This window comes from Streptomyces cahuitamycinicus (assembly GCF_002891435.1).
GTDB lineage: Bacteria > Actinomycetota > Actinomycetes > Streptomycetales > Streptomycetaceae > Streptomyces > Streptomyces cahuitamycinicus.
Map to the genome: position 1 here is coordinate 1 of NZ_POUC01000077.1, position 25758 is coordinate 25758.

The 25758-nt window shown below is 68.3% G+C and carries 25 protein-coding genes; 12 read left to right on the top strand and 13 right to left on the bottom strand.

Annotated elements, in window-relative coordinates; all coding sequences use genetic code 11:
• Together pth and C1J00_RS13385 are read left to right on the top strand one after the other, a co-directional pair.
• Nucleotides 1-451 (top strand): aminoacyl-tRNA hydrolase (pth, locus tag C1J00_RS13380; RefSeq protein WP_102909270.1); only part of this gene is annotated, 451 nt, incomplete at its 5' end.
• Between the two features lie 54 nt (nt 452-505).
• On the top strand, nt 506-925 hold the full coding sequence (locus C1J00_RS13385) for a hypothetical protein (RefSeq protein ID WP_245936330.1): 420 nt from the start codon (nt 506-508) through the stop codon (nt 923-925).
• A gap of 68 nt (nt 926-993) precedes the next feature.
• Here C1J00_RS13385 and ppc read toward each other — a convergent pair whose 3' ends face one another.
• On the bottom strand, nt 994-3726 hold the full coding sequence (ppc, locus tag C1J00_RS13390) for a phosphoenolpyruvate carboxylase (RefSeq protein ID WP_102909271.1): 2733 nt from the start codon (nt 3724-3726) through the stop codon (nt 994-996).
• Between the two features lie 295 nt (nt 3727-4021).
• Between ppc and C1J00_RS13395 the strand changes: the two genes are divergently transcribed.
• Both C1J00_RS13395 and C1J00_RS13400 read left to right on the top strand, forming a co-directional pair.
• Entirely contained in the window at nt 4022-5035 is a 1014-nt protein-coding gene (locus tag C1J00_RS13395; RefSeq protein WP_102909272.1) for an acyl-CoA desaturase, read from the top strand.
• Nucleotides 5032-5709: a TetR/AcrR family transcriptional regulator gene (locus tag C1J00_RS13400; protein ID WP_102909273.1), complete on the top strand. Its 678-nt coding sequence runs from the start codon at nt 5032-5034 to the stop codon at nt 5707-5709. The genes C1J00_RS13395 and C1J00_RS13400 overlap by 4 nt, the downstream gene beginning before the upstream one ends.
• Before the next feature lie 64 nt (nt 5710-5773).
• On the opposite strand, the gene C1J00_RS13405 is transcribed toward C1J00_RS13400, so the two are convergent.
• Nucleotides 5774-6634 (bottom strand): trans-aconitate 2-methyltransferase, encoded by an 861-nt coding sequence (locus C1J00_RS13405; RefSeq protein ID WP_102909274.1) that lies wholly within the window; start codon nt 6632-6634, stop codon nt 5774-5776.
• A 127-nt stretch (nt 6635-6761) separates the two neighbouring features.
• Here C1J00_RS13405 and tamR point away from each other — a divergent pair, with 127 nt between their 5' ends.
• Nucleotides 6762-7259, top strand: a complete 498-nt coding sequence (gene tamR, locus C1J00_RS13410) for a MarR family transcriptional regulator TamR (protein ID WP_102909275.1) — start codon at nt 6762-6764, stop codon at nt 7257-7259.
• Here the strand turns inward: tamR and C1J00_RS13415 are convergent.
• Nucleotides 7218-7985 carry a LuxR C-terminal-related transcriptional regulator gene (locus tag C1J00_RS13415; RefSeq protein WP_102909276.1) on the bottom strand — a complete coding sequence of 256 codons (768 nt, stop codon included), beginning with the start codon at nt 7983-7985 and terminating at the stop codon, nt 7218-7220. The two genes, tamR and C1J00_RS13415, sit on opposite strands and share 42 nt — an antisense overlap.
• Nucleotides 7986-8294: 309 nt before the next feature.
• Between C1J00_RS13415 and C1J00_RS13420 the strand changes: the two genes are divergently transcribed.
• The 3 genes from C1J00_RS13420 (at nt 8295) to C1J00_RS13430 (ending at nt 10519) form a co-directional block, all read left to right on the top strand.
• Nucleotides 8295-8753: a GNAT family N-acetyltransferase gene (locus tag C1J00_RS13420; RefSeq protein WP_102909277.1), complete on the top strand. Its 459-nt coding sequence runs from the start codon at nt 8295-8297 to the stop codon at nt 8751-8753.
• Nucleotides 8754-8870: 117 nt separating this feature from the next.
• On the top strand, nt 8871-9509 hold the full coding sequence (locus tag C1J00_RS13425) for a hypothetical protein (protein WP_102909278.1): 639 nt from the start codon (nt 8871-8873) through the stop codon (nt 9507-9509).
• Nucleotides 9497-10519: a hypothetical protein gene (locus C1J00_RS13430; protein WP_102909279.1), complete on the top strand. Its 1023-nt coding sequence runs from the start codon at nt 9497-9499 to the stop codon at nt 10517-10519. Before C1J00_RS13425 ends, C1J00_RS13430 begins: the two co-directional genes overlap by 13 nt.
• A 55-nt stretch (nt 10520-10574) precedes the next feature.
• Here the strand turns inward: C1J00_RS13430 and galK are convergent, their stop codons facing one another.
• The 3 genes from galK to galT are packed head-to-tail and all read right to left on the bottom strand — an operon-like array spanning nt 10575 to nt 13786.
• Complete coding sequence (galK, locus tag C1J00_RS13435) at nt 10575-11738, bottom strand: galactokinase (RefSeq protein WP_102909280.1); 1164 nt, start codon at nt 11736-11738, stop codon at nt 10575-10577.
• Nucleotides 11739-11765: 27 nt separating this feature from the next.
• A complete protein-coding gene (galE, locus tag C1J00_RS13440) occupies nt 11766-12728 on the bottom strand; it encodes a UDP-glucose 4-epimerase GalE (protein WP_102909281.1) in 963 nt (320 codons plus the stop codon).
• Entirely contained in the window at nt 12725-13786 is a 1062-nt protein-coding gene (galT, locus tag C1J00_RS13445; protein WP_102909282.1) for a galactose-1-phosphate uridylyltransferase, read from the bottom strand. The genes galE and galT overlap by 4 nt, the downstream gene beginning before the upstream one ends.
• Nucleotides 13787-13950: 164 nt before the next feature.
• On the opposite strand from galT, the gene C1J00_RS13450 reads away from it, so the two are divergent.
• Complete coding sequence (locus C1J00_RS13450) at nt 13951-15630, top strand: sodium:solute symporter family protein (RefSeq protein ID WP_102909283.1); 1680 nt, start codon at nt 13951-13953, stop codon at nt 15628-15630.
• Nucleotides 15631-15648: 18 nt separating this feature from the next.
• The gene (locus C1J00_RS13455) at nt 15649-15963 is read left to right on the top strand and encodes a hypothetical protein (protein ID WP_102909284.1); all 315 of its coding nucleotides are present in this window, start codon (nt 15649-15651) and stop codon (nt 15961-15963) included.
• A gap of 62 nt (nt 15964-16025) precedes the next feature.
• Here the strand turns inward: C1J00_RS13455 and C1J00_RS13460 are convergent, their stop codons facing one another.
• A complete protein-coding gene (locus tag C1J00_RS13460; protein WP_102909285.1) occupies nt 16026-16808 on the bottom strand; it encodes an ATP-binding protein in 783 nt (260 codons plus the stop codon).
• Nucleotides 16805-17056, bottom strand: a complete 252-nt coding sequence (locus C1J00_RS13465; RefSeq protein WP_245936331.1) for a hypothetical protein — start codon at nt 17054-17056, stop codon at nt 16805-16807. Before C1J00_RS13465 ends, C1J00_RS13460 begins: the two co-directional genes overlap by 4 nt.
• Nucleotides 17057-17347: 291 nt before the next feature.
• On the opposite strand from C1J00_RS13465, the gene C1J00_RS13470 reads away from it, so the two are divergent.
• Both C1J00_RS13470 and C1J00_RS13475 read left to right on the top strand, forming a co-directional pair.
• Nucleotides 17348-18220 (top strand): helix-turn-helix domain-containing protein, encoded by an 873-nt coding sequence (locus C1J00_RS13470; protein ID WP_245936332.1) that lies wholly within the window; start codon nt 17348-17350, stop codon nt 18218-18220.
• Nucleotides 18217-18447 carry a DUF397 domain-containing protein gene (locus tag C1J00_RS13475; protein ID WP_102909287.1) on the top strand — a complete coding sequence of 77 codons (231 nt, stop codon included), beginning with the start codon at nt 18217-18219 and terminating at the stop codon, nt 18445-18447. Before C1J00_RS13470 ends, C1J00_RS13475 begins: the two co-directional genes overlap by 4 nt.
• A 185-nt stretch (nt 18448-18632) precedes the next feature.
• On the opposite strand, the gene C1J00_RS13480 is transcribed toward C1J00_RS13475, so the two are convergent.
• The 5 genes from C1J00_RS13480 to C1J00_RS13500 form a co-directional block, all read right to left on the bottom strand.
• A complete protein-coding gene (locus C1J00_RS13480; protein WP_102909288.1) occupies nt 18633-19055 on the bottom strand; it encodes a hypothetical protein in 423 nt (140 codons plus the stop codon).
• Nucleotides 19056-19098: 43 nt separating this feature from the next.
• Nucleotides 19099-19596 (bottom strand): hypothetical protein, encoded by a 498-nt coding sequence (locus C1J00_RS13485; protein WP_146046181.1) that lies wholly within the window; start codon nt 19594-19596, stop codon nt 19099-19101.
• Between the two features lie 3 nt (nt 19597-19599).
• A complete protein-coding gene (locus C1J00_RS44655; protein ID WP_146046182.1) occupies nt 19600-19995 on the bottom strand; it encodes a hypothetical protein in 396 nt (131 codons plus the stop codon).
• A gap of 95 nt (nt 19996-20090) precedes the next feature.
• A complete protein-coding gene (locus C1J00_RS13495) occupies nt 20091-24536 on the bottom strand; it encodes a ricin-type beta-trefoil lectin domain protein (RefSeq protein WP_439333401.1) in 4446 nt (1481 codons plus the stop codon).
• A 473-nt stretch (nt 24537-25009) separates the two neighbouring features.
• On the bottom strand, nt 25010-25720 hold the full coding sequence (locus C1J00_RS13500) for a helix-turn-helix transcriptional regulator (protein ID WP_102909292.1): 711 nt from the start codon (nt 25718-25720) through the stop codon (nt 25010-25012).
• Nucleotides 25721-25758 lie beyond the last annotated feature (38 nt).

The window sequence follows — 25758 nt, forward strand, 5'->3', positions numbered from 1 at the left end:
GGCGCAGGCGCAGGTCGTGGAGGGCCGGATCGGGCCGCCGGGGCCGTTGAGCCGGCGGGTGGTTCTGGTGAAGCCGATGTCGTTCATGAATCTGTCGGGTGGGCCGGTGAGCGCGTTGCGGGACTTCTACAAGGTTCCGGTGGCTCATGTGGTGGCGATTCATGATGAGTTGGACATCGACTACGGGGTGCTGCGGCTGAAGCTGGGTGGCGGGGACAACGGGCACAACGGGTTGAAGTCGATGACGAAGGCGTTCGGGTCGGATTATCACCGGGTGCGGTTCGGGATCGGGCGGCCGCCGGGGCGGATGCCGGTGGCGGATTTCGTGCTGAGGGATTTCGCGTCGGCGGAGCGCAAGGAGCTGGACTACTTCGTGGACCGGGCTGCGGATGCGGTGGAGTCGTTGGTGATCGAGGGGCTGGAGCGGGCGCAGAGTACGTACAACTCCTGACTTGTCCCCCGTCGAGGTTGACGGGCCGTTCAGGCATGGCCAATGATCCCGGCCATGCCTGCCCATGCCGCCTCCGCCTCCTCGTCTCAGGCCTCGGCCGTCGTGTTGCGGTTCGGCCGGTTCGCGGTGATGGGTGCGGTCGCGGTGCTGATCCTGATCGCGGGTGTGTGGGCGTCGTGGGGTACGGCGCAGCATGTGATGCTGACGAAGGGCCGGGAGCGGGGCACGGTCGAGGTGACGCGGTGCGGGGCTGACACCTGCTCGGGCCGGTTCACGCCGTTGTCGGAGGGGTCGCAGCCGCGGTCGCGGGTGGTGCTGGAGAAGTCGGTCGCGGTGGAGAAGGGCCGGACCTACACGGTGGTCATGAAGCCCGGCAGTGACGATGCGGTGCGTTCGGGTCCGGCGGGTGTGTTGTACGCGTGGGTTCCGCTGGGTGGTGCGTTGTTGTTGACGGCGGCCTTCGTGGTGGTCTGAGTACGGCTGGGGAATGCGCCGGTGCCCCCGGGCCTCGAACAGGCTCGGGGGCACCGGTGTGTCGTGGTTCAGCCGGTGTTGCGCAGGCCGGCTGCCACGCCGTTGACGGTGAGGAGCAGGGCGCGGGCGAGGAGCGGGTCGGGCTGTTCGCCGGCGGCGGCCGCGTCGCGCTGTCGCTTGAGCAGGGCGACCTGGAGGTAGGAGATGGGGTCGAGGTAGGCGTCGCGGATGGTGAAGGTCTGCTTCAGGACGGGTGTGGCGTCGAGGAGTTCGGCTTCGCCAGTAATGCGGAGGACTTCGCGGATGGTGAGTTCGTGTTCGGTCTTGATGGTGTCGAAGACGTGCTTGAGTTCGTCGGGGACGAGGGTGTCGACGTAGTGCTGGGCGATCCGCAGGTCGGTCTTGGCGAGGGTCATCTCGACGTTGGAGATGAAGTTGCGGAAGAAGTGCCACTGCTGGTGCATCTCGTCGAGGACGGTGTCGAGGCCGGCTTCGCGCAGGGCCTTGAGGCCGGAGCCGACGCCGAACCAGCCGGGGACGATCTGCCGGGACTGGGTCCAGCCGAACACCCAGGGGATGGCGCGCAGTCCGTCGAGTGAGACGCCGGAGCCGGGGCGGCGGGAGGGGCGGGAGCCGAGGTGCAGGTCGGCGAGCTGGTCCACCGGTGTCGACGCGAGGAAGTACGTCGGCAGGTCGGGGTCCTCGACGAGGCGGCGGTAGGCGGCGTGGGCGGCGTCGGAGACGACGTCCATGGCGGCGTCCCAGCGGGCGAGGGCCTCGTCGGACTGGCGCGGGGCGGTGTGCAGGGCGGATGCCTGGAGGGTGGCCGCGACGGTGAGCTCGAGGTTTTCGCGGGCCAGGGAGGGGATGAGGTACTTGTCGGAGATGACCTCGCCCTGTTCGGTGACCTTGATCTCGCCTTCGAGGGTGCCCCAGGGCTGGGCGAGGATGGCGTCGTGGGTGGGGCCGCCGCCGCGGCCGACGGTGCCGCCTCGGCCGTGGAAGAGGCGCAGGCGTACGCCGTAGCGGTGGGCGACGTCGCGCAGGCGGCGCTGGGCGCGGTGGATCTCCCACTGGCTGGTGGTGATGCCGCCGAACTTGGAGGAGTCGGAGTAGCCGAGCATGACCTCCTGGACGTCGCCCCGGAGCGCGACGAGGCGCCGGTAGGACGGGTCGGAGAGCATGTCTTCGAGGATGGTGTCGGCGGCCTTGAGTTCGTCCGTGGTCTCCAGCAGCGGGACGATGCCGATCTTGGCCCAGCCGGCGTGCAGGTCGATGAGTCCGGCTTCGCGGGCGAGGACTGCGGCGGCGAAGACGTCGTCGGCGCCTTGGCACATGGAGATGATGTAGGACTCGATGACGTCGGGTCCGAAGACTTCCAGGGCGCGCTTGACGGTGCCGAAGACGCCGAAGGTCTTCTCGCCGGGCGCGTCGACGGGGGCCGGGGTGGGGGCGAGCGGCCTTCTCGACCTGAGTTCCTTGGCGAGGAGCTTGGCGCGGTAGTCGCGGGGCATGTCGGCGTAGCGCCAGGATTCCTCGCCGAGGCGGTCGAAGAGCTGGCCGAGGGCGTGGTGGTGGGCGTCGGCGTGTTCGCGGACGTCCATGGTGGCGAGCTGGAGGCCGAAGGCGGCGAGGGTGCGGATGGTGCGGGCGAGGCGGCCGTCGGCGAAGAGGCTGCCGCGGTGCTCGCGCAGGGAGCCTTGGATGATCCGCAGGTCGGCGATGAGTTCGCTGGTGCCGAGGTAGTCGCGGCCTGCCACGTGTGCGGTGCCCTTGGCGAGGCGCTTCTTGGTGTTCTCCAGCTTTTGCCGGATGCAGGTGGCCTTGAGCCGGTAGGGCTCTTCGGCGTTGAGGCGCTTGTAGCGGGGGCTGATCTCGGGGAGGTTCTCCAGGTCGGCCTGGAGGGAGGTCAGGAGTTCCTCGGTGGCGCCGGCGTAGCGGATGGAGTTGGAGAGGAAGCCGCGGAGTTCGTCGATCGTCTCCAGGGCGTCGTTGATGCCGTGTTCGTGCTGGAGGATGAGGACGTCCCAGGTCACCTGGGGGGTGACGTTGGGGTTGCCGTCGCGGTCGCCGCCGATCCAGGTGCCGAAGGTGAGGGGGCGGGTGTCGTCGGGGAGCTTGACGCCGGCGCGCTCCAGCTCGGCGGTGAGGTCTTCCAGGACGTCTCCGACGGCGCCGGCGTGGAGTTCGTCGAGGTAGTAGATGGCGTTGCGGGCCTCGTCGGCGGGTTCGGGGCGTACGACGCGCAGTTCGTCGGTCTGCCAGACGAGGTCGATGTTCTCGGCGAGGCGGGTGTCGAGGCGGCGCCGGTCGGATGCGATGACCGGGGTCTCCAGGAGCGCGGCGATGCGCCGGAGCTTGTTGAGGACGGACCGGCGTGCGGCCTCGGTGGGGTGGGCGGTGAAGACGGGGCGGACGTTGAGGTTGCGGACCGTCTCGCGCAGGTGCTCGGGGTCGGCGTCCTTCAGCCGGTCGGCCGTGCGGGCGAGGAGTCCGCCCTCGGCGGCGCGGCGGGCGCGCAGCTCGCGGCCGCGGTGGACCTGCTCGGTGACGTTGGCCAGGTGGAAGTAGGTGGAGAACGCCCGGACCAGCTTGGCCGCGGTGTCGAGTTCGGTGCCGCGCAGCAGCTCGGCGGCGGCCTCGCCGTCCTCTCGGGTGAGGCGGCGGACCTTTTCGACGAGTTCCAGCAGCTCGGGGCCCTCTTGGCGGACGAGGGTCTCGCCGAGGAGGTCGCCCAAGCGGCGGATGTCGGCACGCAGCTCGCTGCTCGTCGTCGTGGTCTGGTCGTCGGCACTGCTCACAGGTGCGGCTCCTTGCAGTGTTGAAGCTCGTCTGGGAGGGGAACCCGGACGGCGTCTCGCGGCGGCCGGGGGCCGCAAACGGATCGGACATCCGGGAGGAAATCAGAGCGGACCGCGCTGTCCGACCGACTCCAGGATAGGTGTCGGCCGGGACGCGCAGGCTCGCGGGCTCTTGCCGCCGGGCGACGCACTGACATACTTACGATGCCGTAGGTTACGGATCCGTAGGAAGCAGGTCGCGGTTCCCGTGTTGCGGCCACCCCTTCTCCGTCCACATACCCCCCAGGGGACGCGTATGACCAGTAGTTCCGACGTGATCGACACCGCCCAGAAGGCGCCCGGTCAGGCCACCGAAGCCGCACCCGCCACGCTGGGCGGCGAGAAGAAGCGGTCCATCGAGCAGATCGCCCTGCTCCTCTTCATCACCGTCCCGTTCGTCGCGCTGCTGGCGGCGGTTCCGCTTGCGTGGGGCTGGGGGGTGAGCTGGCTGGATCTCGGCCTGCTCGTCTTCTTCTATTACCTGGGGTGCCACGGCATCACGATCGGCTTCCACCGTCACTTCACCCATGGGTCCTTCAAGGCCAAGCGGCCGCTGAAGATCGCGCTGGCGATCGCGGGTTCGATGGCGGTCGAGGGCCCGTTGGTGCGCTGGGTGGCCGATCACCGCAAGCACCACAAGTTCTCCGACGCGGAGGGCGACCCGCATTCGCCGTGGCGGTTCGGCGAGACGCTTCCGGCCCTGATGAAGGGCTTGTGGTGGGCGCACATCGGATGGATGTTCGATGAGGAGCAGACGTCGCAGGAGAAGTACGCCCCGGACCTGATCAAGGACAAGACGCTCCGGAACATCTCCCGCCAGTTCGTGCTGTGGACGGTGGTGTCGCTGGCGCTGCCGCCGCTGATCGGCGGTCTGGTGACGATGTCCTGGTGGGGCGCGTTCACCGCGTTCTTCTGGGGTTCGCTCGTCCGTGTGGCCCTGCTGCACCACGTGACCTGGTCGATCAACTCGATCTGCCATGCGGTGGGCAAGCGGCCCTTCAAGTCGCGTGACCGTTCGGGCAACGTGTGGTGGCTGGCGGTGCTGTCCTGCGGTGAGTCCTGGCACAACCTGCACCACGCCGACCCGACCTCGGCGCGGCACGGGGTGATGCGCGGCCAGCTGGATTCGTCCGCCCGGCTGATCCGCTGGTTCGAGATGGCGGGCTGGGCGTACGACGTGCGCTGGCCGTCACGCTCCCGTATCGATTCGCGCCGTAACTCCGGGGAAGGCGGCTCCCCGGACGGGAAGGAGACCGTCGAGGCGGCATGATGGTCGCTGTGGCGACCGACTCGAACAGCACCTCAGGCAACGACAAGCCGCGGCGAGTGCGTCGCACCCGGATGACCGGTGCGGAGCGCCGTCAGCAGCTGCTGGAGATCGGTCGCACGCTCTTCGCGGCGAAGGGGTTCGAGGGCACGTCGGTGGAGGAGATCGCGGCGAAGGCCGGGGTCTCCAAGCCGGTGGTGTACGAGCACTTCGGCGGCAAGGAAGGGCTGTACGCGGTCGTCGTGGACCGTGAGATGCGGCGTCTGCTGGACATGGTGACCAGCTCGCTCACGGCCGGTCACCCTCGCGAACTCTGCGAACAGGCGGCGTTCGCCCTGCTGGACTACATCGAGGAGTACACGGACGGTTTCCGCATCCTGGTCCGTGACTCCCCCATCCCCCAGTCGACGGGTTCCTTCGCCTCGCTGATCTCGGACATCGCCACGCAGGTGGAGGACATCCTGGGCCGCGAGTTCAAGAGCCGCGGCTTCGACCCCAAGCTGGCGCCGCTGTACGCCCAGGCCCTGGTGGGCATGGTCGCGCTGACCGGCCAGTGGTGGCTGGACGTGCGCAAGCCGAAGAAGGCCGAGGTGGCCGCGCATCTGGTGAACCTGGCGTGGCACGGTCTGGACGGGATAGAGGCCAAGCCGCATTTGATAGGGCGCCGCAAGGCCTGATCCTGACGCGGTTCACCGCCCCGGCACGCGTGACCGGGGCGGTGCATCGTCACTCCTGCTCGCGTCACTCCTGCCGGCGGGACTCCTGCCCGCCGGACTCCTGCTTGCGGGCGACGGCGAACACCCGGCGGAACGAAAACGGGGTGCCGTGCGCCCCCGTCGGATACGCCTCACGCAAGGCCGCCCGGTACTCGGCGACGAACTCGTCCCGCGCCTCGGGATCGTCGGCGAGGGCGGTCAGCACGGGCCTCAGCCCGGTCCCCTTCACCCAGTCGAGCACCGGGTCCTCGCCCTGGAGCAGATGGATGTACGTCGTCTCCCACACGTCGGCCGCGCAGCCGAGGGACGTCAGCCGCTCCAGGTAGGCCTGGGGGTCGAGGACGGCGTCCGCGTGGCGCAAGGTGCCGTCGAGCCGGCCGCGCCGACGCGGTGAACCGGCGAGTTCCCGCATGAGCCGGTGACTGGGGGCGTCGAAGTTGCCCGGCACCTGGAAGGCGAGGGTGCCACCGGGTTTCAGCGCGGCCACCCAGCCGGCGAACCGTTCGGCGTGCCCGGGTACCCACTGCAGCGTGGCGTTGCTGACGATCAGGTCGAACGGCTCGTCCGGCGTCCACGTCCGTACGTCGGCGTGGGCGAAGTCGAGACGCCCGCCTGCCGGGGTGGGCCCCTGGTGATCGGCGCGAGCCTTGTCGAGCATCTCGGGCGAGGTGTCGTAGCCGGTGATCAGGGCGGTGGGCCAGCGGGCGGCGAGCAGCGCGGTGACGTTGCCGGGACCGCAGCCGAGGTCGGCGATGCGGGGACGGCCCGCGGGCGGCCGCGTGGGCAGGTCGGGGACGTGCGCGAGGAGGTCGGTGAAGGGGCGCGCACGGTGGCCGGCGTGCCGGAGGTACTGGGCGGGGTCCCAGGTGGGAGCGGCTGCGGGCATGGGTCCTCCTGGTGTCCTGGCGGCGACCGTACGGGACGCACACCCAGCGTGACCGAGCAACTATGTCGATGTCAAGAAACTTGATGTCAAGAGACTCTACGTCGACACAACCACTACACTGATCGTCATGGAGGACGAGGTCGATCGGCTGGTCGCAGCGTGGCGCCGGGAGCGCCCGGACCTCGACGTCGAACCGCTCGAGGTGCTCAGTCGTGTGAGCAGACTGGCCCGGCATCTGGACCGGGCACGGCGGCTGGCGTTCGCGGAGCACAACCTGGAGCCGTGGGAGTTCGACGTCCTGACGGCCCTGCGCCGCGCGGGCACGCCGTACCAGCTCTCGCCGGGGCAGCTCCTCACCCAGACCCTCGTCACCTCGGGCACGATGACGAACCGCATCGACCGCCTGGCCAAGAAGGGCCTGGTGGAGCGGCTCCCCGACCCCAGTGACCGGCGAGGCGTCCTGGTCCGGCTGACGGACGAGGGCCGGGATCGCGCGGACCAGGCCCTGGCGGGCCTGCTGGACCAGGAGCGCGCGATCCTCGCGGAGCTCTCCCGGGCCCAGCGCGGCGAACTGGCGTCGCTGCTACGCCAGCTGACCGCCCCGTTCGACAACATCCCCGGTTAGGTCCGCGGGCCCGACCCCGGCCCGCCGCGCCAGGGCGACGGCGGCGAGGGTGGAGTGGACGCCGAGCTTGCCGAGGACGTTCTGCATATGGGTCCGCACGGTGTGCGGCGACAGGTACAGGCGCTCGGCGACGGCCTTGCGCCCCAGCCCCGCCACCATGCACCGCAGCACTTCCCGCTCACGCGGGGTGAGGGACTCGACGAGCCGCTCGCTCTCGGTGCGGTGTTTGCGGGCGGCGGTGAGCTCCCGCAGTACGCCCGTCAGCAGGGCGGGAGGCAGATGGGTCTCCTCCCGCAACACGCCCCGGATGACGGTGAGCAGCCGGGACAGTGAGCACTCCTTGGCGACCCACCCCGAGGCGCCGGCCTGCAGGGCGAGCGCGGCCCGCCGTGGATCGTCCTTCTCGGCGAGCACGACGATCCGTACGTTCGGCTGCGCCGAGCGCACTCCCGCGACGAGGGAGATGCCGTCGACGAGCCCGTCCTCGTTGCCCTCCTGCACGGGTACGGCCGGGCGGGCGCCCGGCACCTTGCCGCCCAGATCGGCGTCCACGAGCAGCACGTCGAACCGCCGCCCCTCGGCGACCGCCCGATCCAGGCTGCGCAGCGCGGCCGGACCGCTGCCGGCCGCGGAGACGTCGACATCGGGCTCGGCGGCGAGAGCCGCCGCGAGTGACTCCGCGAAGATGCGGTGGTCGTCGACGACCAGGACTCGGATGCGAACCACGAAACCCCCTTCCCCGAGCTCCCGAAGAGCAGGGGCTACCCCGTCACCGGAGGATGACACCGCGCGGGTGCGACGCCGGAGTGTCCGGATCCGCCGCGTCCGACCCGTCCGTCGGTGCCGCGGCAGCCTGTTCGGGTCGCCGCAGCCGCACGGCCGCCGCCGTGCAGTAACCGCTACCCCCACCCCGGGCGTCGTACCCGGCTGTCTCGCCCCCTGATCGGCACCGGCCCCCACCGATGCTGTTCATCAGGGTACGGACGGGGGCCCGGAGCGGAAGGCTATTTGCAGAACTGACCGTCCGACGCGTTTATGGTGTGCCGCATGTTCCGTCTTGAGACAGAAGTCGACAAGGCCCGACGTGATCTGCTCCGCACACGGCTGCGGGACACGAACACAGCCGCCTCTCCGATCCTGCGCGCCCTGCTCGGGACACCGGACGAAAGGGACGCCCCCTTGCATGTGTGGGCTGTGAACGACAGCGACGACGGCCTCGCCGGCGGCCTGGTCGGCCACACCTGGGCGACCTGGCTCCACGTCACGTACCTCTGGGTCGACGAACGCCACCGCGGCAGGGGCCTGGGAGCGCGGCTGCTGGCGCAGGCGGAACACATCGCGACAAGGTCCCGCGGCTGCCGCGCGGCCCGGCTGGAAACCTGGGACTTCCAGGCCCCGCGGTTCTACCAGAAGCAGGGGTACGAGGTGGTGAGCGTGATCCCGGACTATCCACCGGGGATCACGGAGTACTCATTGGTGAAGAGGCTGGGCTGATCTGCGGGTGCGAAGCCCTCGATGCTGCGCCGACTTCAGCCACCGATAGCGTTGGTTCGCTTGAGTTATCCCCCCACATGATCAACGGGAGACACAGTGAACCGCCCCGCTCGGCTCGTGACGGCCGCGCTCACCGCATCCGCGGCCCTGCTGCTGACCGCCTGTGGCTCGGGAGGAGGTGACGATTCGTCGTCGTCCGACAAGATCGCCGGAGCGGACTCGGGCGACAAGGCCTCTGCTTCGCCTTCGGCTTCGGCGTCTGCGGACGGGATCGACCGGCCGGAGATCAAACTGCCATCGGATATGAAGCTGGTGTTCGAGGGCCGACAGACCGGCGACGCCGTCAAGGACGCGGTCTTGGCGGACAACGAACGAACCGTCAGCACCGTGTGGCAGGCCATGGCGTACGGCGATCTGAAGAAGTCGGGCATGGGCTTCTACTACACGGACAACGCGCTGGTCGGCATCTACCAGTATGCGAAGGGGGCCGTCGACAAGAAGACCAGTTGGGCCGGCACGCTTCGTTACTTCGACCGCCAGGTGACGGTGTTCGACAAGAAGTCCGCGGCTTTGACGTACTGCGTCGACGAGAGCAAAGCAGACCTCAAGGATCGCGAGACGAACAAGCTGCAGGGCACCAAGACCACGCCCAACAGTTACGTCTTCTACAACCTCGGCCTGAAGAAGAACAAGGAAGGCGTCTGGCAGACCTGGGATCTCACCGAGGACCGGGGGTCGCAGAAGTGCCAGCCCTGACGCGGTGCCTGGGACTGGCGGCCCTGACCGCGGCGCTGACCGGACTCGGGACGTTTCCGGCTACCGCTGGGGGGTTCGACGCTGTCGGTTCCCAGCAGAAGAAGACATCCGGGGACTCCTCCGGCCCTGCCCTCGAGTCCCGGGTCAGCATCACGGTCAAGGGCGCCAAGACGAAGGACGGCGGTCCCATCACGTCCACCGCCGTGGGCTGGGAGCCCCCGGCCTGCTGGTACGAGCCGTACTGGAAGGCCAAGGACTTCAAGACCTTCAACGAGGCCAAATGGTCGATGTACGAGTCCGCCGGTGGCGAGCCCGAGGGCATCGCGGATGTCCAGGCGCGCTACAAGAAGGGCCATCCCTACAAGGACTTCAACGTCGCCAAGAACGACGAGGGCATGTGGTGGGTGGCCGTCAAGAACCCGGAGATGAAGGACGACCCGGCGGCCAAGAGTTGTACCCGCGACCCCTTCTGGGTCGACAACGGCCAGGACCCCGGTGTCCCCCAGGCCATCGACACCGAGACGCTCGCCGGTCTCGCACACCAGCGCACCGTCGTGCCGCCTACCGAGATCTCCATGGCGCCGAACGGCAAGTCCACAGTGAACGCGCCCACGTGGGTCTGGCTGGACAAGGGCGCCTTCAAGCCCGTCTCCGTCACGGCGAGTCTGCCCGGCACGGGACTGTGGGCGACCACCACGGCCAAGCCGGTGAGCCTGCACCTCGATCCGGGAACAGCGGACGCGGAGACCCTCCCGGCGTCCGGTGAGTGCCTGATCAACGACGACGGCTCCATCGGAGAGCCGTACGCCAGGGGCAAGGGGGAGCTGACGCCTCCGTGCGGCGTGCGGTACCTGCGCTCGTCGGGAGACGGCACCTACGGCCTGGAGGCGACTCTCACCTGGGAGATCACCTGGGAAGGCGCGGGCGGCACGGGCGGTGACCTGCCCAACGGCACGTTCGCCACCACCACCGAGGTGCCGGTCCAGGAGATCCAGTCCGTCAACCGCTGACCGTGACGAGAGCGGCTCCTCGGTGCGAGGAGAGGGGCCGCTCTCGGGCGGTCGGTCAGCGGATGCGGCGGGCTCCCGCCGACGGGACCGCTTCGAAGACGCGCGGGGTCTTGAAGCCCGCCGCCGCGAAGGCCTCCGTCACCGACTTGGTGATGGCGTCCACGTCCGACTCCTCCGCGAGGACGATCGCCGCGCCGCCGAAGCCGCCGCCCGTCATGCGCGAGCCCAGGGCGCCGGAAGCCAGGGCCGTGTCGACGACCAGGTCCAGTTCCGGGCAGGAGATGCGGAAGTCGTCGCGGAGGGAGGCGTGGCCCTCGATGAGGACCGGTCCGATCGAGCGGGTCTCGCCCGACTCCAGGAGGGAGACGACCCGTTCGACGCGCTCGTTCTCCGTGACGATGTGGCGGACCAGGCGACGGACCTCCTCCTCGTCGCCGAGGCGGGCCAGTGCCGCGTCCAGGCCGGCGTAGGGGACGTCCCGGAGCGCGTCGACGCCCAGCAGGTCCGCGCCCTTCTCGCAGCCCGCGCGGCGCTTGCCGTACTCGCCCTCGCTGTGGGAGTGCTTGACCTGCGTGTCCACGACCAGCAGGCGCATGCCCTCCGCCGCGAGGTCGAAGGGGATCTGCTTCTGGGAGAGGTCACGCGTGTCGAGGAACAGGGCGTGGCCGGCCTCGCAGCAGGCCGACGCCGTCTGGTCCATGATGCCGACGGGGGCGCCGACGTAGACGTTCTCCGCGCGCTGGCACAGGCGGGCCAGCTGCCAGCCGCGCAGGCCGAGGGAGAAGAGGTCGTTCAGGGCCAGGGCGACGACGATCTCCAGGGCCGCCGACGAGGAGAGGCCCGCGCCCGAGGGGACCGTGGAGGCGAGGTGGATGTCCGCGCCCGTGACGGCGTGGCCGGCTTCACGCAGGGCCCAGACCACGCCCGCCGGGTACGCCGTCCAGTTCTTGTCCGACTCGGGGGACAGGGTGTCGAGGCGGAACTCGGTCACTCCTTGCTCCACGTCCGCCGAGTGCAGGCGCAGCACACCGTCCTCGCGGCGCGCCACCGCCGCCACCGCCGTGTGCGGCAGGGCGAACGGCATGACGAAGCCGTCGTTGTAGTCCGTGTGCTCGCCGATGAGGTTGACGCGGCCCGGTGCCGCCCACACGCCGTGCGGCTCGGCTCCGTACAGCTCGCCGAACCGTGAGGCGACCGTCTCCGCCACAGCCTCGCTCATGCCTGACCCCTGACCCTTCCGTGCCTTCTAGTTGCCGCGCCGCTGCGCGAAGTCCCACGCGTCCGCGACGATTCCCGCGAGGTCCGCGCGGGACGGGTTCCAGCCCAGCTTCTCGCGGGCCGTGGCGGCCGAGGCCACCAGGGCCGCCGGGTCGCCTCCCCGGCGGGGGGCGACCACCTCCGGGATCGGATGGCCGGTCACCGTGCGGACCGTTTCGATGACCTCGCGGACGGAGAAGCCGTTGCCGTTGCCGAGGTTGCAGATCAGGTGCTCACCGGGAGCGGCGGCCGTCAGGGCCAGCAGGTGGGCCTCGGCCAGGTCCGCGACGTGGATGTAGTCGCGTACGCAGGTGCCGTCCGGCGTCGGGTAGTCGTCGCCGAAGACGGAGATCGCCTCGCGCCTGCCCTGCGCGACCTGGAGGACCAGCGGGATCAGGTGGGACTCGGGGTCGTGGCGCTCGCCGTACGCGCCGTACGCGCCCGCGACGTTGAAGTAGCGCAGCGACACCGCGCCCAGGCCGTGCGCAGCGGCCTCGCCCGTGATCATGTGGTCGACGGCGAGCTTCGAGGCGCCGTACGGGTTCGTCGGGGCCGTGGGCGCCGACTCGACGATGGGGACCTGCTCCGGCTCGCCGTACGTCGCCGCCGTGGAGGAGAAGACCAGCTTGCGGACGCCCGCCTCGCGCATCGCGGCCAGCAGCGCCATGGTGCCGCCGACGTTGTTGTCCCAGTACTTCTCGGGCTTCGCGACCGACTCGCCGACCTGGGAGAACGCCGCGAAGTGGAGCACGCCGTCGAAGGAGGAGTCCAGCCACTTGGCGGCGTCGCGGATGTCGCCCTCGACGAACGACGCGCCCGCCGGGACGCCCTCGCGGAAGCCCGTGGAGAGGTTGTCGAGGACGACGACCTCGTGACCGGCCTCCAGCAGGTGCTGGGCGACCACGCTGCCGACGTATCCCGCGCCGCCCGTCACCAGGTACTTCCCGCTCATGAACTCGCTACCTCTCGCAGTCGCTCGGCCGCGCGCTCCGGCGGCACGTCGTTGATGAACACGTTCATGCCGGACTCGGAACCCGCGAGGAACTTCAGCTTGCCGGAAGTGCGGCGGATGGTGAAAAGCTCGAGGTGCAGCGCGAAGTCCTCACGCACGACCCCGTCGAACTCCTCCAGCGCGCCGAACGGGGCCTGGTGCCAGGCCGCGATGTACGGCGTCGGGGATTCACTCTCACCGAAGATCCGGTCGAAGCGCCTCAAGAGTTCCAGGTAGACCTTGGGGAACTCTGTGCGCGCGCCCTCGTCCAGGCCGAGCAGGTCGGGCACGCGGCGCTTGGGGTACAGGTGGACCTCGTACGGCCAGTGCGCCGCGTACGGCACGAAGGCCACCCAGTGTTCACCCTCCAGGACGAGGCGCTCACCGGCGAGTTCACGCTCCAGGACGGCGTCGAAGAGGTTCTCCCCGCCGGTCATCTCCTTGTGGGCCGCGACGGAGCGCAGCATCAGGGCGGTGCGGGGGGTGGTGAAGGGGTAGGCGTAGATCTGGCCGTGCGGGTGCCCGAGGGTCACGCCGATCTCGGCGCCCCGGTTCTCGAAGCAGAACACCTGCTCGACGGCGGGAAGATGGGACAGCTCCGACGTGCGGTCCGTCCACGCCTCCAGCACCAGCCCGGCCTGCTCCTCGGTGAGGTCGGCGAAGGACGCGTTGTGGTCGGAGGTGAAGCAGACGACCTCGCAGCGGCCCGAGTCGCCGGCCAGCGAGGGGAAGCGGTTCTCGAAGACGACGACGTCGTACGACGAGTCCGGGATCTCGCTCAGGCGGTCGCCCGCCGAGGGGCACAGGGGGCACTCGTCGGCCGGGGGGTGGTAGGTGCGGCCCTGGCGGTGCGAGGCGATGGCGACGGAGTCGCCGAGGAGGGGGTCACGGCGGGTCTCGGACGTGGTGACGGTGCGGTCCAGCGGACGTCGGTCGGTCGCGTCCCGCACGCTGTCGTCACGCAGGTCGTAGTAGATGAGTTCACGACCGTCGGCCAGCCGGGTCGAGGTCTTCTTCACGCCGGACTCCTTGTCCTTCAAACAGAACCCAACATATCAAAACACAACACACCACAACCGTCAACATCACAATCAAACAAAGAGCATCAGCGGGCGGGTTCAATCACTGCATGCGGAGAAGTGGATTCCGCGAGGTATCGGTTCCCGCACCGAAGCGAGGGCTCATGCGTTCCCCCACCCAGCTGGCAGCCGAGCTGCGACTCCCCACCAACTGGCTCGACTACACGATTCTCGGCATCTACTTCGCCGTCGTCCTCGGCATCGGCTTCGCCGCCCGCAGCTCGGTGAAGACCAGTCTCGACTTCTTCCTCTCCGGCCGTTCCCTGCCCGCCTGGGTCACCGGTCTCGCGTTCATCGCGGCCAACCTGGGGGCCACCGAGATCCTCGGCATGGCCGCCAACAGCGCCCAGTACGGCGTCTACACCACGCACTGGTACTGGATCGGCGCCATCCCGGCCATGGTCTTCCTGGGCCTGGTGATGATGCCCTTCTACTACGGCTCCAAGGTGCGCTCGGTCCCCGAGTTCCTGCTGCTGCGCTTCGACAAGGGGGCGCACCTGCTCAGCGCGATCCTCTTCGCCTTCGCCGCGATCCTCATCGCCGGCGTCAACCTCTACGCCCTGGCCATCGTCGTCGAGGCGCTGCTGGGCTGGCCGGAGTGGGTGGCGATCGTGGTCGCCGGCTTCTTCGTCCTGGCGTACATCACGCTCGGCGGCCTTTCCTCGGCGATCTACAACGAGGTCCTGCAGTTCTTCGTGATCCTGGCGGCGCTCATCCCCCTCTCCGTCCTCGGCCTGAAGAAGGTCGGCGGCTGGGACGGCCTGTCCGACTCCCTCACCGAGAGCCGCGGCGCCGACTTCATGACGTCCTGGGGCGGCACCGGCATCGGCAGCGACAACCCGCTGGGCGCGAACTGGCTGACGATCGTCCTGGGTCTCGGATTCGTCCTCTCCTTCGGCTACTGGACGACGAACTTCGCCGAGGTGCAGCGCGCGCTGTCCGCGAAGAACCTCTCGGCGGCACAGCGCACCCCCCTCATCGCCGCGTTCCCGAAGATCTTCATCGTGTTCCTGGTGATGATCCCGGGCCTGGTCGCCGCGGTCCTGGTCCCGAGGATCGGCACCTCCGGCTCCGACCTCCAGTACAACGACGCCATCCCGTACCTGATGGAGCAGCTGCTGCCCAACGGCGTGCTGGGCGTCGCCGTCACCGGCCTGCTCGCGGCGTTCATGGCGGGCATGGCGGCGAACGTGTCGTCCTTCAACACCGTGTTCACGACGGACATCTGGGCGAAGTACGTCGTCAGGGGCCGCGAGGACGAGTACTACGTGCGCTTCGGCCGGCTCATCACGGCGATCGGTGTCCTGGCCTCCATCGGCACGGCGTTCCTGGCGCGGTCCTTCTCCAACATCATGGCCTACCTCCAAACGCTGTTCTCCTTCTTCAACGTGCCGATGTTCGTCGTCTTCGTCATCGGCATGTTCTGGAAGCGGGCCTCCATGAAGTCCGGTTTCTGGGGGCTGCTCGCGGGCACCACCGCGGCGATGGTCAACTACTTCGTCCTCTACAAGCAGGACGTCGTCGGCATCCCCTCCGACCAGGGGGCCAACTTCGTCTCCGCGATCGCGGGCTTCGTCGCGGGCGCGGTGGTGATGGTGGCGGTGTCGCTGTTCACGGCACCCAAGCCGAGCGAGGAGTTGCAGGGACTGGTCTACGGCACGACCTCGCCCGGCATGGCGGAACCGCCGGCACCCGGAGACGAGGCCTGGTACCGCAGGCCCGCGCTGCTGGGCTGGGGCGCGGTCGTCCTGGCCGCGGCCTGCTACATCCCGTTCTCGTTCTGACCGAGGGAGGATTGACAGATGTCCGAGTTCTACTCCGACAAGGACGTGCAGCGGGAAGTCACCGAGCTGCAGGGCAAGTCGGCGACCGCCGCGCGGCTGTTCGACATCCGACGGATCATCGGCTGGCTGTTCGTGGTCTACGGCGTCATCGTCACGATCGCGGGATTCACGGCGTCCGACGCGGACATCGACAAGGCGGAGGGGGTGAACATCAACCTGTGGACGGGGTTGGGAATGCTGGCCCTCGGCCTGTTCTTCCTGGTGTGGCTGAAGCTGAGGCCGGTGGCTCCGCCGCCGCCGGATGTTGTGGCGGGGGATGAACCTCGGGAGTGACGGCGGGCGGTTGCGCGACTGGACGCCGGCGTCTGTACGGCGGTGAGGGCGGCGGTCAGGTGTTACTGACTGCTGGACGCACCGAAGAACACCTCGGCCCAGACGGTCAGGCCGTCGCCGCTCTGCCGGGTGCCCCAGCGGGCGGCGAGGACCTCGGTGATCAACAGGCCGCGGCCTCGTTCCTGCTCCGGGCTCGGGGGACGGGATGGCGTGGGAAGAGGAGCCGTACGGCAGCCGCCCTCGTCGGTCACGCTGATCGTGATCGTCTCGGCGGCGAGGGCCCAGGCGACGGTGACCGTGTGACCGTCGCCGTGCTCCAGGGCGTTCGCGACGAGTTCGCCGGTGATCGACTCCAGGTCGTCCGCCGCGCTCTGGGGCAGGCCCCATACCCGCGCCGTGTCTCGCATGTGGTGCCGGGCGGCGGGCGCGGAGGCGAGGTCGTGGCCGGGGAGGGTGAGCAGGCCGTGAGCCCGGAATCGGGGCGAGCGGTACGTCGGTACGTCGCGGGCCTCTCCCGAGGGCGCCGGGACAGTCAGCGCCCCGACGGCCAGGTCCGGCTCATCCGCCCCGAGTCGAGCGCCTCGCGACCTGGCGATGAGCAGCGCGTCGGAGAGGGCGTCCGCCAACTGGCTGGCGAGCGTACCGAGTTCACCACTCGGCGCACCTCCATAGGCCAGCAGGTCCCGCGTCCGGCCGAGAAGCCGGTCCGCGAGCCCGAGTTGCGTGCTCTCGACACGGTCGGCAAGCCGGGAGGCGGGGCCGTCGCCGTCCGTGAGGAGGAGGCAGGGCTGACCGTGCGCGCCGGTCCAGGGCAGGACTCGTACACGGTTCACGTCGTCGCTCATGACGCCTCCCGGAGGCAGGCGTGGATGTCCCGGGTGTCGAGGTCGACGCCGTACGCGGCAAGCCGGAGGGGGCCGCGCCGGAGCCGCTGCAGTCTCGCCTTCTCCTCGCGTTCGTGCGCGGTGAGGTAGGGGCGGACGAGGGGGGTGGCGGAGCCGTCGATGGGCTCGTACCACGCCCGGACGGTGGGGGCGATGGCGGGACAGGAAGGCGCGGAGACCTCGCGCGACGAGACGGACGGACGTCGCATCGCGCCCGGGTGGCCTGCACGGTGACGCCCAGAGGCGTAGCCAGCCCAGCGGAGCCAACGGGCGAGGCGCTGTACAACTCTGCTCATGCTCTCACTCTCCAGTGATCGATCGAGGGTTGCGGGAAGCCTGTCATGGGATTCCCATAGAAATGGATCCCGCCACGAGAGTTCGCCGGTGTGGGTGACGGGCTTCGAATCGGCGTCCGAGACTTCGCAACGCCCCGTAGGGTCAGCGCCGTTGACCGAGAGAAGCCGATCGGAGCATTGCCTTCGTGGCAGAAGGGATCTGGCATGACCGCCACGCAGACAGGCCCTGCCGGGCGTATGCAGATCGCACGGGGCCTGGTCGCGCTGCGGGAGAGACGCGGGCTGACACAGACTCAAGTGGCTGAGCGTGCAGGTGTCAGCACCACCACTGTCAGCCGGTACGAGGCATGGCAGGATCGCGCCCGCATTCGATGGGCCACGGTCAAGGCGCTGGCAGACGCCTGCGAAGCCACGCCTCAGGAACGTGACGCCCTCGTAGCCATCGCCAAGTCACAGGCCGACGGTTGGTGGGTCGGCAACAGCGCGGTGCCGGGGTGGATGGACCCGCTCGTGTCCTTCGAGCACCAAGCGGCGTACGAGCACGTGTTCGCGAACACCGTCGTTCCCGGCCTGCTCCAGACCAGGGAGTACGCTCTCGCCATCCATGAGGCACGTGAAGTGCGCAGCTCGAATGACGACATCGAGCGGATGGTCGAAGCGCGGATGAAACGCCAGGACATCCTGCAGCGAGATCCGGCGCTGTATCTGTGGGTCGTCCTGGACGAGGCAGTACTGCACAGGACAGTCGGGGACAACGACATCATGGTCCGGCAGCTCGAGCACCTTCACAAGGCAGCCCTGAGCCCCAACATCGACGTTCAGGTGCTGCCGTTCAGCGCGGGTGCACACGCGGCGGGATCCGGGCACTTCGTGATCCTCGGGCGGGACGACGAACGGGAGCCGCTCAACTCAATGGCCGTCGTGTACATCGAGATGCGCCGTCGCGGGCTGTACCTCGACGACGCAGAGGACGTAGCAGCCTACAAGTTGACTTTCGACTACCTTCGCTCGCAGGCCGCGGACACGACATCATCTCTGCGGCTGATCGCTGGAGCGAGACAGGAGCTGTCCTCATGAGCGACATAGCGACTCCCCCGAACGAGCCGGCCGCTGTTGCGTGGTTCAAGAGCAGCCACAGTGGCGGCGAAGGCAACGAATGCGTGGAGATCGCCAACTTCCGAACAGGGGTGGCTCTACGGGACTCGAAGCTTCCTGATGGGAGCACACTCACTGTCTCAACCGGAGCCTTCGCCGCGTTCATCGGTAGTGTAAGGAAAGGCGACTGCGGCCCCTCACTGCTCTAGAAAAGGCTGTTGAGAATACTGGCGCAGCCCGGCACTCCCTCCACCGGCCGTATTCGCCTCGTGGCTGCGCGGATAATTCGAGCGTCTTCCGGTCCAGCGACCGCGTTTCGTCGCATGAGCTGGATACCCGGCAGGCCTGCCGAAGTCGGTAGACCTCGGCTTCGGCAGGGCCTGGCATGTGAGGGTCAGGGCCGGAAACCCTTTACGTGAACCATGCTCCCGTGCCCGTGTCGGTCTGGTTCTTCGACTTCGAATCCAGCCGAGGCGAGAATTCCCAAGAGGGCGGCTTGTATGTGCTGAAGCACCGTGTTGTGGTGACTGACGATCGGCGACGGATCCGAGTAGTCGATTCCTTGCGCGAAGAGATCGAGAGCTTCATCCCTCAGCTCCACGCCCGCGCTCCAGTCGACGTACACGCCGCCTTCGATGAACAGCGCCGCGTGCACGTCCGCGCCGGGTCGGCTGTGCGGACCGCCTCTGAGGTCACCGCGATGTACAGGAAGACCGGCGCGACGCAGTTCCCGGCACACCCGCTCGGCCAGCGCTTGGCGTTCAGCGATGACCTCCGGTATGGCTGTTGGGTGCATGTCGAAGACGGGTTCAGACATGGGCCTGTCGTTGGTGTGAGGACGTGCAGGCCGACGCTCCGTGTCAGATGAGGGACCAGATTTGCCGTACCGGATCACCCAAGGCATAACCGATCCTGGTCAGGTCTTCGTCGATGAGCATGCGCCTGTTGGGACTCCACGCCCTGAGCCTGAACCGAGCGAATCCGGAAGGAACGTTGTATACGAGGTCGTTCAATGTGGTCTCAGTGCCGCAGCACGGAACCTTCACGGCAAGGCTTGGGACGCTGCTGTCCCGATAGGCCTCCTCCATTCTGGTCATCCACCACCCCTGGAAGTCGAGTTGCCCTCCGCACCGAGGGCACGACACGGATTCCAGGCCCGCACCGTTGATGAAGGCTGGAGCATCGCCTTGATCCGCTTCGATGTCGCCGAGCGCATCAGGGCACAGCTCCTCGGCGAGCGCCACAGCCCGGCTGCTTGCCGCTTGATCCGGCTGCCAGGACGGGTCCGCCGGAATGAGGTAGAGAACGGATTCGCTCAATGGGGCCTTGCTTCGTTCGTGGTTCTTGAAACGCTGCACCGCTCAAGACGCCTGGATTGCCTTCGTGATCTCCTCACCCGCCGAGGCGACGACGACGGACCATTCGTTCTTGAAGTTCTCGGGCAGGTGGTCGCGGTCCGCGCTCCGCGGCACAATCACCGTCCCACCCGGAAGGATCAGAACCGCCTCCAGGCGGCGAATCAGATCGGAGATGATGTTCATCATTTCGTCTCCTCCAAAATGACTGATCGTGATGGTGCTCTCATTGCTGAGATATACATCGGCCTCACCTCCACCAGCCGGGGACCTGAGTTGGAGGAAGCCGTTCTCAGAGTCCCGTACCGTAACGTACGGGGCTAGGATTTCCTGCAGAATACGCTGGTCCAGCAACTCCTGTTCGCCGTTTACGAACCGGCATACATAGACGTCGTAACTCACGTGCAACTCCGGGGTGGACGGTCGAAGGGCAGGATCTTGATACTACGACAGCATGGAAGATGCCGGCGCCCATGAGGTGGGCGCCGGCATCTCAACTAAGCCGCAGGCGGGGTGTAGATGACCTTTACCCGCTTGAGCTTATCGTTCTCCGCGAAGAGCTTCTGCGCCTTCTCGAACACGTCACGCTCAGCGATATGCCATTCTACGGGCGTTTTTGGTGCTGCCGCAACCTGCTTCTCAGCCTGGGATACGAAGTCCTCCTGTACCAGATTGGGCCTGAACTTGAGAATGTCCGAGTATCCGGGGCCTTTGGCCTCCAAGAGGGCACCATTCCTGAACCCGTCCAGCTTGAGCTCGCCCTTGGCGTTCGGCGTGTTCAGAATTTTGTATCCGAATCCATCCGGGACTCCGGTGACTTGGTATTCGTAGGCAATCGCCCTGGCGCTCTTGCCCTTCTCGTTGCTGAATACCCACTTTCCGGGGCCTCCGAGTTCGGCCCAAGGCAGCTTGCCACCGGCGATCGCCTTGGCGCCGATGCCGGCCAGGACCTGGTCGGCGACTCCGGCGGCGCGCAGGGCCTTCCACGCGTCGTCGAAACCAATGCCGGTCTTGATGGCCGCGTCCAGGGCCTTGACGCTGCTGGTGATAGCGGCGAGGGGCTTGGCGACAGGGAGGAACATCGCCGCGGCCCACGCGCAGGACGACTTGCTGCCGTGGAAGCAGTCGATGAAGTCCCCGATGACGATCTCGAACAGGACCGCACCGAGGGTCTCCCCGAAGAGGCTCTGCCAGCCCAGCTTGAGAATGTCCCGTCCCGAGAAGAAGTGGCTCCACTCAACGGGCTCATCGGGTCTGATCGTCTTCGTGTCGAGGTAGTGCCACGCCGACTTCGGACAGCCCTCCGGGGTGGCCAGCGCATCGCTCTCGGTGCATAGGTAGAAGTCGGCGACGACTTCGATAGTCACCGCATAGGTGGCATCGCAGCCGACAAGAGGCGCGTTCGTGGGGCACTCGCCGATCTGTTTAGCCGAGAGGACCTTCGACTTCTCCTCGTCGACGACGTAGAACACACCCCCGACACCGGTCCCAGCGCCCGTGGAGACCTGCTTGTTGGCTTCCTTCTGTTCGGCTCGTGTCGCTGCTTCCTGGGCTTCCTTGGCGTACTTCTCCGCGTCCTTTGCCGCTTCCTCCGCCTCGGTCGCCGCAGCATCGGCGCGGTTGGCCGCTGCCCGGGCGTCCTTGGCGGCCTGTTCGGCCTCCGAGGCGGCGGTGCGGGCGGCTTTCGCGTCGAGGGCTGCCTGGTCGGCCGAGTCTCGGGCGTCCTTGGCGTGGTTCTCGGCGCGACCGGCTGCCTTGTCGGCGGCTTCGGCGTCCTCGGTGGCCTGCCGGTTGTACTCGAGGGTGCGGGCCAGTGACGCCGTCGCCTTGGACGCGGCCTTGGCGGCGTCGGCCGCGAAGCCGAGGGCCTCCTTGGCGTAGGTGCGGGCGGTCGAGGCGTGTCCGGCGGCGTTGGCCGCGTGCTGGTAGGCGGCCTTTGCGTCACCCTTCGCCTGGTCGGCGAGGTTCTTGGCGGCTGAGGCTTCTGCCGCCGCGTTCTTGGCGTGGGCGTCGGCGACGGCCTTCTGCTGTTCGGCGATCGTCTTGGACGCCTGGCCGGTGAGGACCACCAGGCCGGCGGCCGAGTCGGTGTCGATGTACGGGGAGCCGAGCTGGATGGCGTCGTTGGCGGGCTTGGCGACCTGAGCGGCGGCGTTGCCGGCGTCCACGGCGGCCTGTGCGGTGACGTGGGCGAAGCCCGCGGCCTTGGCGGAGGCGGCCAGGGCCTTCCCCGCTTCCTTGCTCGCCGTGTCCGCATGCGCCTTGGCGGTCTTAGCCTGCTTCTCCGCCTCGTCGGCCATCTCGACGGCCGTCTTGGCCTCGGCGGAGGCGTGCTGGGATGCCTTGATGGCGTCGGCCGCGGCGCTCGTCGCCGTCTTCACCGCGGCGTCGGACTTCAGCTTCGCGGCCTGGGCGTCGTCCGCGTGCGCGCGGGAGCGCTTGGCCGCCGCCTCCGCGCGCGTGGCTGCCGCATCGGCGTCTGCTGCTGCCTTCGTCGCGGCGTCCGCTTCGGAGCGGGCCTTTGTGGCTGCTGCCTCGGCGTCGTCGGCGTGCTTGTCCGCCGCATTGGCCGCGGAACGGGCGGCGTCGGCTGCTTCGCCGGCCTCCAGGGAGTCGGCGTAAGCGGCCTTGGCGTCGGCCTTGGCGCGGGTGGCGTCGGCCTTCCGCTCGGCGTCCCACGCGTCGTCCCGCTTGGCCTTGGCATTGTCACGGGCCTTGACGGCGGCGTCCTTCTTCTTGACCGCCGTGCCCTCGGCCGCCTCGGCCTTGTCCTTGGCGTCCTTGGCCTTCGTCGCCTCCGCCTCGGCGTTCTTCTTATGCCGGGCGGCCTCGGCCTGCTTGGCCGCTGCCGTCTTCTTCTCCGCCTCGGCTGTCTTCTCCTCGGCCTCAGCTGCCAGACGCTTGGCGTGGGCCTCGGCGGCGGCAGCCTTGGCGTCACCCTCAGCCTTCAGGGTCTCGGCGAGTTTGGTCTCCGCGGTCTCCTTGTCCTTCTTGGCGTTGTTGCGGTGGAGCTTCGCCGCGTCGGCCGCGGCCTTCGCCTGAGACTCGGCCATCGCTGCGGCGGCTTTGCGGAACTCTGCCTTCGACTGCGCGGCCTGGGCCAAGGCGCGCTGCGCGATGGTCGCGCTGTCACCGGCCGAGGCGCGGGTAGCGGCCTCGGCAGTCGTACCGGCCTTCACCATCGCTTCGAGGGCCGCTGCCACGCCCTTGGTGACTTGGGCCTTCTGCTGGCCGACCAGCAGGCCACGCCCTCGCGGGGCGCCGGCCTCGTCGGCGATGTCGTACGCAGTGTTCTGTGCAGTGTCAGTGGCGGTAGCGAGCCTATGCGCCCTGCCCGAGTACGACTTGAGAACGTCGAGCTGCTTCTGCGCCTGCGTCTGCGCCGCCCTGATGCCTCTCTGCGCCTGGTCGAACTGCGCCTTGTCCGGGTAGGCCTGGGTGTCCGCGCCGCTGTGGCCTTTGGGGACGATCCGGAACTTCTGCGGGTTCGTGCCGTTGCACCCCCACAGCCAGGCGTCGTGGCTGTTGTCGAACTGGTTCAGGTCCAGGCACTTGTCCGTGGCGACGTTGCGCAGCTCGCTGACTGCGCGGACATCGAACTTCCACTTCTGCGCCTTGCTGTCGTTGCACGTCCAGATCTGGATCTTCGTGCCGTTGGCAGGGTTGCTGTTCTCGACGTCCAGGCATTTGTCAGACTTGACATTGACGAGGCTGTAGCTGTCAGCGGAATCAGCGCGGAGCCGCCACTGCTGTCCCAAGGCGTTGTTGCAGGTGTAGATCTGCACCGGAGTACCGGAGGTCGTATTGCCGCCCTGCGCGTCCAGGCACTTGCCCTTGGCCGCCTCGACCTGGATGACAGCCGGGGAGTCACCGACCCAGCCCGCACCTCCGGGAGCCCAGTAGTCCTGCCAACGGGTCAGGCGGTCGGCGACCCACGCGTGCCCCAGCATGCTCCCCAACGCCTTCGCACCGGCGGCGAGGTCGTTGGTGGCGTCTTTGTTGAACTTCAGGATCTGGTTGCGCTGGACGGCCTGCGAGGTGATTTCTTTCTGCCACTCCGAAGCGGCCGTGTCGGCTATGCCGCCGAAGACATTGTTCGGGTCAATCGGATCCCGCCAGGCACATGACGCGTACCTGGTCTTCAGGTCCTCGACGGCGATCCGGTGTTCGGCGGTACCCGGCTCTGGCGCGGTGCGGGGAAACCCGCCGGACGCCAGGAACATTCGGGCGTCATCGGCACCCTTGCCGTCGAAAGTGTCTAACAACCCCTGGAACGCACGCCGTTCCTCATACTGCCTCCGCCACTCCTCACGAGGCAGGTCCGGATCATCGGGCTTCTCACCGTAGAGCGGGGTACCCACGTCGGTAACGACCTTGAGGGTCTCGTCGTCAGCCTTGGGGGTGGGGTCCTTGTAGAAGTCGCCTTCGTCCTTCCAGAACTTGTCGGCGATCCACTGGGTCAGACCGGTCTGGCTGTGGAAGTCTTTCTCCTCATCACCTGGTCCTCCAGGAGGCCAGTGGAAATCGGAGACTGTGAACCCACCCGGAGTCTCCAGACCCTCGAGGGGCTTCGCCCATGCGTTCCGAAGGGCGTTGACGGCATCGAGCTCATTTTCGGCCGCGTCCCTGTCTTTTTGGTACGCAACGGCCAGCTGCGTCTGCTCCCAGTGCTCCCGGTCGGCCAAGGCGTGCAGCTTGTCCGGTGGCTGGTTGAGCCCGTCCTGCGCGGTCGTGGCCATGGATGGCCCGCCCAAGCGCAGCACATCCGCCATCAGGCACTGGTCCTGGCGCAGTTGCTCGGCTGCCGTGTCCTCGGACCAGTCGTCCGAGTCGTTCGCCGGGGCGGCTGCCTCCGTGCCGGTGAGCCGATCCAACACGTCGGGCTGGACGGCAAGGCTGGCCAGCACCGCCACGGCCGTTACGGACGTGACGACGGAGGTCAAGAGCCGGGGTCTGCCCGATCTGGACAGGGGACGGGTTCTGGACGAGAAAGGCCCTGGTCTCGGGCGCACGAAAGCATCCCCTCGTAACAATGGAAAGCGTCCGGGGGTGCCCGTCAGAGAGGCGGAGGAGATGTGTGAAGAGCCGGTTTCGCGGCATGGCGGTGTGCCCACCCCTGGCGACAGTGTCCCCCGGTCGCCGGTTGACGCGCGCTATGGCGGAGTGGTCAGCTCCGCCGAGCGCGACGATCACCTTAGGTACAAACGTTCGGCTAGGCCAGGGGGTTTCTTCGAGGCAGGAGCGGCGTGGCGCGAATCGAGCCACGTGACTTCGACGGCCCGAACGACACAAGCCCCATGATGTCTATTGGGATTATGTGTGTGCATCTCGTGAACGTAGCGATGGGTCGGGTGCCACTCAGGGATGAGGTCGGCCAAAAACCCACCCACGCCTCAACGTTCGGCCTGCAGCCCGGTCAGGTCTCCGGCCCCGTCGCCGGGTACGGCGTCACCGGCCGCGGTAGCGATCCCGCCCGGTCGAGCAACCCCGTGCGTGCCGCCAACGCAGCCGCCTCCAGGCGGGAACCCACGCCCAGCTTCATCAGGACCCGCTGGACGTGCGTACGCGCCGTCGACGGTGCGATGCCCATGCCCGCCGCGATCAGGCGGGTGTCCTCGCCGTCCGCGACGCGGACCAGGACCTCGACCTCCCTCGGCGTGAGCATGGACAGCAACCGCTGGCCCTCGTCGTCCGGTTGGGCCGCCGGGTTGAGCAACTCGCTGAACGCTCCCTGGAGCAGCTGCGGCGCCACCGCCGCCTCCCCCGCCCGCGCCTTCATGATCGCCCGCTCGACACCCTCTATGCGCTCATCGTGCCGGACATAGCCGGAGGCCCCCGCCGCGAACGCCGCCGCGATGCCCCGCGGGCTCGGCACCGGCCCCAGCACCAGCACCGCGACCTGTGGCCGCTCCCTCTTGATCCGCACCACCGGGTCGAAGATTCCCGGCTCCGCCGGCACCGCCGTCCCCAGCAGGCACACCTCCGGCGCCCGCGTGATCACCAGCTCCGCCGCCCCCGCGGCCGGCGCCGCCGCGGCCAGCACCCGGTGCCCCCGCAGCTTCAGCGCCGAAGCCAGCGCCTCGGCCAGCAATCGGTGGTCGTCGACCACCATGAGCCGCGCTCCCATCGAGCAACCCCCCAGTCACCCAGTCTCCGGCTTCGGAC

Bases quoted from the DNA above. Each gene is read 5' to 3' on its own strand.
- C1J00_RS13385 (WP_245936330.1), top strand. From the start codon at position 506: ATGCCTGCCCATGCCGCCTCCGCCTCCTCGTCTCAGGCCTCGGCCGTC.
- C1J00_RS13395 (WP_102909272.1), top strand. From the start codon at position 4,022: ATGACCAGTAGTTCCGACGTGATCGACACCGCCCAGAAGGCGCCCGGT.
- C1J00_RS13400 (WP_102909273.1), top strand. From the start codon at position 5,032: ATGATGGTCGCTGTGGCGACCGACTCGAACAGCACCTCAGGCAACGAC.
- C1J00_RS13405 (WP_102909274.1), bottom strand. From the start codon at position 6,634: ATGCCCGCAGCCGCTCCCACCTGGGACCCCGCCCAGTACCTCCGGCAC.
- tamR (WP_102909275.1), top strand. From the start codon at position 6,762: ATGGAGGACGAGGTCGATCGGCTGGTCGCAGCGTGGCGCCGGGAGCGC.
- C1J00_RS13420 (WP_102909277.1), top strand. From the start codon at position 8,295: ATGGTGTGCCGCATGTTCCGTCTTGAGACAGAAGTCGACAAGGCCCGA.
- galK (WP_102909280.1), bottom strand. From the start codon at position 11,738: ATGAGCGAGGCTGTGGCGGAGACGGTCGCCTCACGGTTCGGCGAGCTG.
- galE (WP_102909281.1), bottom strand. From the start codon at position 12,728: ATGAGCGGGAAGTACCTGGTGACGGGCGGCGCGGGATACGTCGGCAGC.
- C1J00_RS13450 (WP_102909283.1), top strand. From the start codon at position 13,951: ATGCGTTCCCCCACCCAGCTGGCAGCCGAGCTGCGACTCCCCACCAAC.
- C1J00_RS13455 (WP_102909284.1), top strand. From the start codon at position 15,649: ATGTCCGAGTTCTACTCCGACAAGGACGTGCAGCGGGAAGTCACCGAG.
- C1J00_RS13460 (WP_102909285.1), bottom strand. From the start codon at position 16,808: ATGAGCGACGACGTGAACCGTGTACGAGTCCTGCCCTGGACCGGCGCG.
- C1J00_RS13465 (WP_245936331.1), bottom strand. From the start codon at position 17,056: ATGCGACGTCCGTCCGTCTCGTCGCGCGAGGTCTCCGCGCCTTCCTGT.
- C1J00_RS13470 (WP_245936332.1), top strand. From the start codon at position 17,348: ATGACCGCCACGCAGACAGGCCCTGCCGGGCGTATGCAGATCGCACGG.
- C1J00_RS13475 (WP_102909287.1), top strand. From the start codon at position 18,217: ATGAGCGACATAGCGACTCCCCCGAACGAGCCGGCCGCTGTTGCGTGG.
- C1J00_RS13480 (WP_102909288.1), bottom strand. From the start codon at position 19,055: ATGTCTGAACCCGTCTTCGACATGCACCCAACAGCCATACCGGAGGTC.
- C1J00_RS13500 (WP_102909292.1), bottom strand. From the start codon at position 25,720: ATGGGAGCGCGGCTCATGGTGGTCGACGACCACCGATTGCTGGCCGAG.